8 protein-coding genes and 2 pseudogenes are annotated in these 10,045 nt (G+C 63.4%); 5 read left to right on the top strand and 5 right to left on the bottom strand.

All coding sequences use genetic code 11. The annotated features are described in order from the left end of the window. Window positions 1–125, top strand: a pseudogene (locus ACNJ7E_RS19380) (IS701 family transposase); the annotation flags it as partial. Further along, window positions 122–283 carry a hypothetical protein gene (locus tag ACNJ7E_RS19375; protein WP_418339497.1) on the top strand — a complete coding sequence of 54 codons (162 nt, stop codon included), beginning with the start codon at window positions 122–124 and terminating at the stop codon, window positions 281–283. The pseudogene ACNJ7E_RS19380 and the gene ACNJ7E_RS19375, both read left to right, overlap by 4 nt. A 199-nt stretch (window positions 284–482) precedes the next feature. Here the strand turns inward: ACNJ7E_RS19375 and ACNJ7E_RS19370 are convergent. The 3 genes and pseudogenes from ACNJ7E_RS19370 to ACNJ7E_RS19360 form a co-directional block, all read right to left on the bottom strand. Further along, window positions 483–665: pseudogene (locus tag ACNJ7E_RS19370) on the bottom strand (DUF4193 family protein); the annotation flags it as partial. A gap of 345 nt (window positions 666–1,010) precedes the next feature. Further along, window positions 1,011–1,781, bottom strand: a complete 771-nt coding sequence (locus ACNJ7E_RS19365; protein ID WP_418340736.1) for a hypothetical protein — start codon at window positions 1,779–1,781, stop codon at window positions 1,011–1,013. Window positions 1,782–1,995: 214 nt separating this feature from the next. Next, window positions 1,996–3,570 (bottom strand): phytoene desaturase family protein, encoded by a 1,575-nt coding sequence (locus ACNJ7E_RS19360; RefSeq protein ID WP_418340735.1) that lies wholly within the window; start codon window positions 3,568–3,570, stop codon window positions 1,996–1,998. Between the two features lie 225 nt (window positions 3,571–3,795). Between ACNJ7E_RS19360 and ACNJ7E_RS19355 the strand changes: the two genes are divergently transcribed. Next, entirely contained in the window at window positions 3,796–4,431 is a 636-nt protein-coding gene (locus ACNJ7E_RS19355; protein WP_418340734.1) for a TetR/AcrR family transcriptional regulator, read from the top strand. A 57-nt stretch (window positions 4,432–4,488) separates the two neighbouring features. On the opposite strand, the gene ACNJ7E_RS19350 is transcribed toward ACNJ7E_RS19355, so the two are convergent. Both ACNJ7E_RS19350 and ACNJ7E_RS19345 read right to left on the bottom strand, forming a co-directional pair. Continuing rightward, the gene (locus ACNJ7E_RS19350) at window positions 4,489–5,427 is read right to left on the bottom strand and encodes an Lrp/AsnC family transcriptional regulator (protein ID WP_418340733.1); all 939 of its coding nucleotides are present in this window, start codon (window positions 5,425–5,427) and stop codon (window positions 4,489–4,491) included. Window positions 5,428–6,564: 1,137 nt separating this feature from the next. Then, complete coding sequence (locus ACNJ7E_RS19345; protein WP_418340732.1) at window positions 6,565–7,488, bottom strand: enoyl-CoA hydratase-related protein; 924 nt, start codon at window positions 7,486–7,488, stop codon at window positions 6,565–6,567. 164 nt (window positions 7,489–7,652) lie between these two features. Between ACNJ7E_RS19345 and ACNJ7E_RS19340 the strand changes: the two genes are divergently transcribed. Next, window positions 7,653–8,780, top strand: a complete 1,128-nt coding sequence (locus tag ACNJ7E_RS19340) for an acyl-CoA dehydrogenase family protein (RefSeq protein WP_418340731.1) — start codon at window positions 7,653–7,655, stop codon at window positions 8,778–8,780. 28 nt (window positions 8,781–8,808) lie between these two features. Continuing rightward, the gene (locus ACNJ7E_RS19335; RefSeq protein WP_418340730.1) at window positions 8,809–10,023 is read left to right on the top strand and encodes an acetyl-CoA C-acetyltransferase; all 1,215 of its coding nucleotides are present in this window, start codon (window positions 8,809–8,811) and stop codon (window positions 10,021–10,023) included. Window positions 10,024–10,045 lie beyond the last annotated feature (22 nt).

Genomic DNA, 10,045 nt, shown 5'->3' with positions numbered 1-10,045 from the left:
ACCAGGTACGCACCTACCGGGCCTGGTACGCCCACATCACCTTGTCGATGCTCGCCCTCGCCTGGCTCGCCGGGACGAAAACCGAAGCGATAAAAGGGGAATCGGGATCGAAGATCAGGGCATGATCGCGTACACGCTACCCGAGATCCGCCGCCTGCTCGTGCAACTGATCCTGCGACACGCCCACCCGGACGAGCACATCTGGTCCTGGTCGAAGTGGCGACGGCGCCGACAACACCAGGCCCGCACCTCCCACTACCGACGTCGCGGACACTTCCCATAAGTGCCGTTGCAGTATTAGAGCCCCGCCCGCCCCACCGCGTTCATCGCCGAGCCCTCGACACGCCCGTGGAAGGCGTGGGTCAGGCCGCCGTGCCGGCGGATTGAGTGTGCGGGAGACGGCGGCGGGCGGGAACCCGGTCGGGAGATGGCCCCGCAGGGAGTGCACGGTTGCCGGTGTGGAGACGTCCGAGTCCTCGTTTTCAGGCGCAGTCGCGGCAGGTCAGCTGCGCAGCGTCGGCGAGACGGCTGCGGTGGTGGACGAGGAAGCAACTGGTGCAGGTGAATTCGTCGGCCTGCTTGGGGAGGACGCGGACGGTGAGTTCTTCGCCGGACAGGTCGGCGCCGGGCAGTTCGAAGGATTCAGCGGTGTCGGTGTCCTCGACGACATCCTCCGCTGCCCACACGTCACCGACGACAGCTCGTTCGTGAGCCTGGGCGGAGACTCCCTGTCGTTAATCGGACACTCCCGAATCGAATTGTCGCCCCAGGCCATAGTTTGCGCCCGCGCATGAGAATCATGCATCAAAATGGAGCTGTAGCTGTCCAATTTTTCCTTTCAGTTTTGCCCGCGTCGCATTAGCTGCATCAAATTTTCGATTGGATGCGTGTTGAACGTTTCTACAGGCGGTGAGAGCGACGGTCCGTCGCCTCGTATTCGGTTTGGATGGGTGGTGCAGCATCGACGGCAAACCTGAAAATTTTCTCAAGGGGGACGTCGAGGGAGGGGCCTATGAGTCCGTGGCCGTGACGAACTCGGGGTCTTCCAGTGTCTTGTCCTCAATCGGCCTGTCTCCGAGACCGATACCGACCTTCGCCAGAAGTACTTCCGACACTTTGATCTTCCCGCTGTTGTCGATGCCGGCACGCTTCTGCGCTTTGCCGATCTCCCCGATCAGCAGCCACAGGATGAACCACGCGAGTCCGATGGTGAGTGTTCCGCCGAGCCACAACAGGGCGGTGGAACTATTGCCGTTGAGCGTGGGATCGAAGTTGCTGTTCAAGGCGGTGAAGACCGGGACTCCGGCCGCACCGTTCAATGCGGCGTAGAGCGCCGGGAGGATCGGGATGACGAGCAATTTTCCCCATCCGACCAGCCGGTCTCGAAGGCTGAACAGGACGAACGCACCGAGGATCGGCATGACGGCGTCGATGGAGAACCACCATGCGGGAACGCCGACGATCAGGAACGGTTGCTGGCCGTAGTACTGGTAAAGGCCGAATGCTCGGCCGATCGCCTGGAGGAATAGGTCGAACAACCATGCGAAGACGTAGAAGTACAGAAAGAACTTCGCATTCTTGCCGAGCAGAATTGCACGGTAGAGGATGTAGGACTGCAGTCCGAAGAAGAAAGAGTATCCCAGAACCACAGCGAGCGGGATGTGCCGTCCGAACAGATTGATGGCGATTGCTACGTTGTCGTCGGCGAACCAGAGCAGGCCGAGATAGTCGAAGTACGGTTCGAGGCCCGCCATCAGGAGTCCGCCGGCAAGGAAATACATGCCGAGTGTTTCGCCTCGGAGCGCCAACCTGACTACCCATACGATAGCGGCGATCATCACGAGCGAGCACATGGCGAGAAACGCGATGCTCGCAGGTTGTGAGGCAGACAGGTCAGCGGGTGGGACCGGGTATGACGGTGCCGCGGCGAGCAGTGTTTTCATTGCTTCCTCGAGGAGTGTTCGTGGTCGGATTTCGCAGCAGTGAGAGTCGAGGTCATCTGGTGGAGAGGATGGCGCGAGCGGCGAGTTGCCCCGGGATTCCGGATACCCCACCACTGGGATGCGTTCCGGCCCCGCCCAGAAAGAGTCCGCGCACTTGCCGGTCGCCAGTACCCCAGCCGAGCCCGGGACGGAGTGGGCCGAGCCGTGTGACGGATTGGTCGACGTGGTAGATGCAGCCGTTGGGTGCGTGCAACCGGCGTTCGAGGTCCTCCGGTGTCTCGATCACGCGACCCAACTCGTACTCCTTGATTCCCGCGAGGACCTCCGACGCTGCCGAAATCAAGGTGTCGGCGGCATGTTCGCGCTGCTGCGTCCACGGGTCGATGGGTCGCACCGGTGTCGGCGAGTAGAGATAGAGCACGTCCTGTCCCGCAGGCGCCTGTGACGGGTCGGTGGCGGACAGGATCGTTGCCCACCACGGCGGATTCGACGGTACTTGTCCTTGGCGTGCCTGGCGCTCTGCCTCGAGCACCTGCTCGAATGTTCCGAACATCATCGTCGGCTTGCGCATGTCCGTGCCATCGGCACGCTCGTGCAGCGGAACGGTCAGCTGGCCGCCGAAGGCGAGGTCGACTTTGAAGCAGCCAATGTTGAGAGCATTTGCCGGGGCGGCCCGCAGCACGGATGCCTTGGCAACTTGCTCCGGATCCAGGAGCGCGCCGGTGATCTGCGGCGCGCACGAGGCTACGACGTAGTCGGCGGCCAGTCTCTGACCGTCCGCCAGGACTGTCCCTTCGACTGAGCCCGCGCGGACGTCGATCCCCGTGACCTCGCTGTTGAGTCGTACTTCACCGGAATTCGCGATAAGGCATCGCTGTAGCGCGTCCGGAATCGCTTGCATCCCGCCGATCGCGCGGCCGACGCCGTATTTGTGCAACGGTGCTGTCGCGAGCGCCGCGATCCCGCTGCCGTCCACCGTGATCGATCCCAGGATGTTCCCCATGGCGGCGAACGCCCCGCGCATCTGCGGGCTGATGAACAGTCCGTCGATCACCTCGGCGGCGGAGCGGGTGAGGGCTGCGCCGAGCAGATCGCGGGTTGCGCGGTCGCGCATCCCCGCCGCAAGGGCTTTGATCGTCGCGGCACCAACACGAGTGGGCCGTCCACGCCCATAGAGATCCTGGATATCGAGCGCTTTACGGGACGCGACGACGAAATCGCGATAGGTCTGGGCATCTCGGGAGGAGAACCGGGCGATGTCGGCAACGGTGGCATCGACATCTTGACGGAAGATCAACGACTCGCCGTCCGGGCCGAGCCACGCCCACGCCGGATCGTGTTCGACGAAGTCCAGGCCGAATGTCGCCAGGCTCAGATCGTGCCCCACCGATGATGCGCGCCAGTACACCGCGTCGATGGAGGCGGCGCTCAGTAGATGGTCCGGGTAGTCCTCCAGTGCGGCGTACGTCGAGGTCATCCCGCCGATCCTTGGTCCTGCCTCGAGGACTGTCACCCGAAGTCCCGCTTTGGCCAGGTAGCAGGCGGCGGTCAGCCCGTTGTGGCCGCCGCCGATGACGATCACGCGATCTTTCGCGCCAGATGTGCTGCGGTGGCCGAAGTTCGGCATGTGTTCTCCGTTTCTGAACTTCGAGAAGGGGGCGGGGTTGGCTGCGGATCTCTCCGGCCGCTGCGGGGCAGCACACGATGTCGAACCGCTTCTGATTTCGTGTCTCACGGTGGCGACCCGGAGTGGTCTGGGTCATATCGGCAAATTCTGACAGGAATCCTGTCAGATGACAAGGGTCGTGTGCGAGAATCCGAGGAAAGCTGCCTAGTCTAGGAAGGGAGGCTGATGACCACCACGAAGAGGGGATACGGCGGGGTGAGCGCGGAGCAGCGCCAGACGGCCCGACGCGAGCGTCTGCTCGCGGCGGGACTAGACCTGCTCGCCGAGGTAGGGACCGCGAAACTGACGGTGACGGCGGTGTGCGCTCGCGCCGGCCTGACCGAACGCTACTTCTACGAGAACTTCTCTGATCGCGATGCTCTGATGACTGCGATTTTCGACCAGGAGGCTACGCGGGCAGCGCGATTGATCTTGGCGGCCGTCGCGAACGCGCCGGCCGATCCCCGTGCAAGGGCGCGCGCGGCCGTGACCGTCATGTTCGAGGAACTGGTCGGTGATCCGAGATTGAGCGAGATCACAATTCAGAGTCAGAAGGACGACGTGCTCGGCCGGGTGCGGGTGGCAGTGACCCGGACCGTCAGTGACGCCCTCGCCCCGCAGGCAGGGCTGTTCTGGGAGGGCGCGGAACTCCACGGCGCGGAAGCGCACCTCGCCTTTCTGGTGATCATCGCGGGCATCGCCGAGGTCATGGCGGCGTGGTTGGGAGGTGCCGTTCCCTACACGCGCGACCAAGTCGTCCACCGCTGTGTGGAACTTTTCGTGATGGTGGGGCGAGCAATGGTGGGGTCGACATCGGAATGACCAGTCCGACAGGGAAATCCGAGGTTGGATCGGGTTCGGCGGGTTGAAGCCCGCCCGCTATTCGAGTCGCTTGAGGTAGGGGGCGAACCGAACGACATCGATCATCTGCAGTGTCTCGGTTGACCGGACGCCCTCGAGGGCCCGCAGTTTGTTGAGGACGGTATCGAGCATGTCGTGTTGGTCCCGGGCGGCGATTGCTATCGATATATCGACGCTGCCGACCGTGACGGCCATGAACATGGTCTGCGGAAGTTTGCCGACCACGGAGGCGACGGAGGCGATGGCGTCGCGGTCCACCTTCAAACCCACATTCGCTATCAGGCCGACCATCCCCAGAGCTAATGGCTCGACCATCGCAACTACTCGCATCAACCCCGCACTCACCATGCGCTGTATCCGCGCACGAACCGTGCCTTCGGACACCTCCAGCTGTCGGGCGATGTTCCGGCTGGACTGCCTGCCGTCGTTGACGAGTTCCTGCAAGATCGAGCCGTCCAGATCATCGAGTTCTATGACGGGGTTGGGCAGCCGGATCGGGGGAGCGTTGCGCGCAAGGAAGAACTGTCTTCCCAACGCCGTGACGGTTGACTTGGTGGCGAGATCCATCGTCATCGTACCGATCCCGGGAATTTTCCCGAGCTGCTCTTCGATCAGTTCGTGCAGCTCGGTGCGGTTGGCTACCAGGAAGTAGGCGATCACTTCGACGTCGCCGAACACGATTGCCACGACTTCACAGGCCGGCAATTGAGCGAGGTCGTCCGCAACATCATTCGGAGACCGCCCTTCGACGTGGATTTTCGCGATGACAAACCAGTCGTATCCGGCTGCCTCCCAGTCGAAAAGAACGGTGAAGACGAGGACGCGGTCGTGGACGAGTCGCTTGACCCGTGCCCCTGCGGTGGCATTAGTTGTTCCGGTTGCAGCGGCCAGTTCGCGGTTGGACATCCGGCCATCTTCGAGGAGCAGGGCGATCAGCGAAGCGTCCAGCTCATCCAAGCTAGTAGGCTCGAAGGATGCGCCGGGCCCGAGCATGGGCCGACCGGCCGATGCCCCGTCGATTCGAGGTGGCGTCAGCTCGATGAGCTTCCCAGATTCTGCCTGATTCCTCTTCCTCATGTGTGCCCGCTTCCTCCCCCGTCGCGCAGTTGACAGCTTGACTGTACGGCGGGTCGTCGACTTCGTGCCTGTGTCGACTGCGATTCTCGTTCCAGGGTGTGCTCACGGCGATCGTCCTGAGTCCAACGCTCCCTTGCATCGCGCACAGCGGTGTCGTCGGTAGCGCCGATCTGTGGGGTGGCCCCGTTTCGCAGGAGGCGGAGCTGTGCGAGAACGGCTGGCGAATAGCGTGGCGCTGGGGACAGGCGCCGTGCGGGAATCGCGAGGAGATTGGCCCACGACAGTGGGTCGTTCATACACGACCGCGGGGAGGGAGCAGCGGCGGAAGCCGTGGTGCAGAAAGCCGGGAAGCGGGTGTACGCGCGTTGCCGTTCGCTGTATCCATCGACGACTTCGAGGGGCTCGATACTCGTCCAGCCTGGAAGTGCAGTCGTGGACACTGATGCGGCCGAATCCGAGCATCTGTTGCAGGTCCAGGCCTTCGCATGCGCTTTGTGGGCCGTGTGCGTCGAAGAGGTTTCGTACCCGTTCCGACCCGCACGTACCACAGCATGGCCCGCAGGAACGTCGCCACGTGCCTGCCGTCGATCTGGCCGACGCATCACTGTCGGACGCATCACTGTCGACTGTAACGGAGCTACTCCCGCGTCGTCTCGAAGCCGCCCGCGCGTGCCTGTCATATGGTGGGTCAGGCACTCTCACGGATGCGCGACCGCGGTGCCAAGCACGGTCATCTCGTCCCGCTGTGCTGGACGCCCCGCCGGTCATGGCCGGCGGACTGACTCACAACCGGCGAGGTCTGGGATCTGCTCAACAGAGCCTCGATCATCCGGCGGTCATCGAAGGTCAGTTCGCCCGACGCTGCGGAGGTCAGCAACCGTGTGATTCTTCGGTGGAACTTTTCGGGAGTCAGGCCGAACAGGACGAGAACATCATCTGGTCTCGGGCCGCCGTAAGGGGCCCACACCCGCATGTGGGCAAGAAGGTCTGAATCTGAACTTTTCACGGCTCACATCATCACTGTTCTGCTGGCAGGCGTTCGAGAGGAACCCCTGCGGTCCGTCCCTCGTTCGACTTGCGTGGTTCCTCATCGAATTCGGACGAATCGCTCTCCCACGGAAGGAAATCGGGAAGATCTATGCTGACTCGGCCAGGGAAGCTCGCTGGTCGACGCTCGAGAAAGGAATTGACGCCTTCGGCGGCGTCGGGTGTGGTCAAGACGTTGGCGATGAGTTTCGAGTCGAGCTTCTGCGTCGCGAACGGTGCGGGCTGCGGACTCATGCGATAGAGCATCTGCCGTGTGATGGCAACCGAGACGGGGGCGGTAGTGGCAGCCAACTCGCGGGCGAGTGTGTGCGCGCGGCCGAGGAGGCACTCTCGCGGGTGTACTTCCGACACCAAACCGGCCGCGTGCGCTTCGTCCGCTGCGAAGACGCGACCCGAGATCATCCAGTCCAATGCTGTAGGCAGTCCGACGAGGCGGGGGAGAAACCAAGTCGAGGCACCCTCCGGCACGATGCCGCGGCGGGTGAACACGAAGCCGAAACGGGCGTCGTCCGCGGCGAGCCGGTAGTCGCAGGACAGGATGATGCTCGAGCCGGCGCCTACGGCGGCGCCCTGGATCGCCGCGATGACCGGCTTATTCATGCCGAAGATCTGCATAGAGCACCGTCCAGCAGGTTCGAGGAACGTCTCATCCAGTTCGTCGCGGCCCGATGTGTCGAACGATCCCCCGGACAGGTCTGCTCCCACGCAGAAGTCGGAACCTTCTCCGGAGAAGACGACGGCCCGGACGTTGTCGTCGTCATCCGCCCGGGTGAAGGCATCCGCCAGTTCGTCGGACATCTGCACGGTATAGCCGTTTCGGGCCTGGGGTCGGTTGAGGGATATGGCTCCGACAGGGCCGTCGATCGTATAGGCAATTTCGTCGTAGTCGCGCACTCGCGAGTCCTCCTTTGGCTCGCATCGAGCATGACGATCAGTTGACAACCTGTCAACAAGAAGTTCATTATGGTGGCACCGCATCACTCTGAACTGCAGAAATAGAAGATCAGGAGGTCAATATGGCCGCGACACGTGCATCGGGAAGTATTCGCCCTGCATGGATGGACGACGAACTGGAGGCGGTGGCCGACCTCGCCCGGTCGTACTTCGCCAAGGAGGTCGAGCCGCACCAGCAGCGCTTCGCCAAACAGGGCTATCCGGACAAGGACCTCTACCGCCGCGCCGGTGATCTGGGTCTGCTGTGCATGTCGGTGCCGGAGCAGTACGGCGGCGGCGGCGGCACCTTCGCACACGAGGCAGTGCTGTTCTCCGAGCAGGTGTTCGGCGGCGACAATTCCCTCCACCTGGGTGTTCACGCCGGGATCGTTCCGCACTACCTGCTCACCTATGGCTCCGAGGAACAGAAGCTGCGATGGCTGCCGAAGCTCGCGAGCGGTGAGTGGGTCGCGGCGATCGCCATGACCGAACCTGGAACCGGATCCGATCTGCAGCGCATCACCACCCGCGCGGTGCGCGATGGTGACGACTACGTGATCTCCGGCTCGAAAACCTTCATCTCGAACGGACACAACGCCGACCTCATCGTCATCGCAGCCAAGACCGATCCGAACGCGCGCGCGGCGGGTGTCTCGCTGCTCGTCGCCGAAGTGGACGATGAGACCCCCGGCTTCACCCGTGGCCGCATTCTGGAAAAGATCGGCCAGAAGGGTCAGGACACGACCGAGCTGTCCTTCGACGGCATGCGGGTTCCGGCCGCGAACCTCCTGGGGCCCGACGAGGGCAAGGGATTCAAGCAGCTGATGTCCCAGCTGCCGCAGGAGCGTCTGATCTGTGCCATCGCCGCGGTCACGGCCATGGAACGCGCGGTTGACCTGGCCGTCACGTACACCAAGGAGCGCGAAGTCTTCGGGAAGCCGCTGTTCGAACTGCAGAACACCCGCTTCGAACTGGCCGAGTGCGCCACCATCGCGCGCGTGGGACGCAGTTTTCTCGACGAGTGCATCGAGAAGCACCTGCGCGGAGAGCTGGACGTGGCCACGGCGGCGATGGCGAAGTACTGGCTCACGGACCAGCAGGGCGTCGTCGTGGACCGGTGTCTGCAGCTGTTCGGCGGCTACGGCTACATCACCGAGTACCCGATCGCACGGATGTACACCGACGCGCGCGTGCAGCGCATCTACGCCGGAGCGAACGAAGTGATGAAAGAACTGATCGCGCGGACCCTCTGAGAACCATCCCTGAAAGGACAACACGAGCGTGACAACTGAGGCATTCATCTACGACGCGATCCGGACCCCCCGTGGTCGCGGTAAGGCCACGGGCTCGCTGCACGGCACGAAGCCGGTGTCGCTGGTCGTCGGCCTGATCGACGAATTGCGTACGCGGAACCCGAGTCTCGATCCGGCTACGATCGAGGACGTCGTCCTCGGTGTGGTATCACCGGTCGGTGATCAGGGATCGTGTATCGCGCGTACGGCCGCTCTGGCCGCGGGACTCCCCGTCACCGTGGCGGGGTTCCAGCTGAACCGCTTCTGCGCATCCGGTCTCGAGGCTGTGAACATCGCCACGCAGAAGGTGCGTTCCGGGTTCGAGCAGCTGGTCATCGGTGGTGGCGTCGAGTCGATGTCGCGGGTTCCGATGGGCTCGGACGGCGGCGCGTGGGCGCTCGACCCGGCGACCAACTTCGCCACCTACTTCGTGCCGCAGGGCATCGGCGCCGATCTGATCGCCACGATCGAAGGGTTCTCGCGGGAGGACGTCGATTCGTACGCGCTTCGCTCGCAGGAACTCGCAGCGAAGGCATGGTCGGGCGGCTACTTCGCCAAGTCGGTGATTCCGGTTCGAGACCAGAACGGTGTCATCGTGCTCGACCACGATGAGCACATGCGACCCGACAGCACCCTGGAGGGCCTGGGCAAGCTCAAACCCTCGTTCGCGGCGGCAGGTGAGCTCGGCGGATTCGACGCCGTGGCTCAGCAGAAGTACCACAACGTCGAGAAGATCCACCACGTACACCACGGCGGCAACAGCTCCGGGATCGTCGACGGCGCTGCGCTGGTTCTGATCGGCAGTGAGCAGGCTGGAGCCGATCTCGGTCTGACGCCGCGGGCGCGTGTCGTCGCCACCGCGACGTCGGGTGCGGACCCGACGATCATGCTGACCGGACCGACACCGGCAACGCAGAAGTTGTTGGCGCACACCGGGCTCACGGTCGACGACATCGATCTCTTCGAGATCAACGAGGCCTTCGCGTCGGTGGTGCTCAAGTTCCAGAAGGATCTGCAGATCCCGGACGAGAAGCTCAACGTCAACGGAGGTGCCATCGCGATGGGTCACCCGCTCGGAGCGACCGGAGCCATGATCGTAGGCACGATGGTCGACGAACTCGAGCGCCGCGACGCACGTCGGGCGGTCATCACCCTCTGCATCGGCGGCGGCATGGGCGTCGCCACCCTCATCGAACGCGTGTGACAACTTCAGGTACAGCAAAGAA

This window comes from Rhodococcus mengyinensis (assembly GCF_048381435.1).
Classification (GTDB): domain Bacteria; phylum Actinomycetota; class Actinomycetes; order Mycobacteriales; family Mycobacteriaceae; genus Rhodococcus_F; species Rhodococcus_F opacus_D.
Note: the sequence above shows the minus strand (reverse complement) of the source record. Positions and strands in the feature narration are given on the sequence as shown.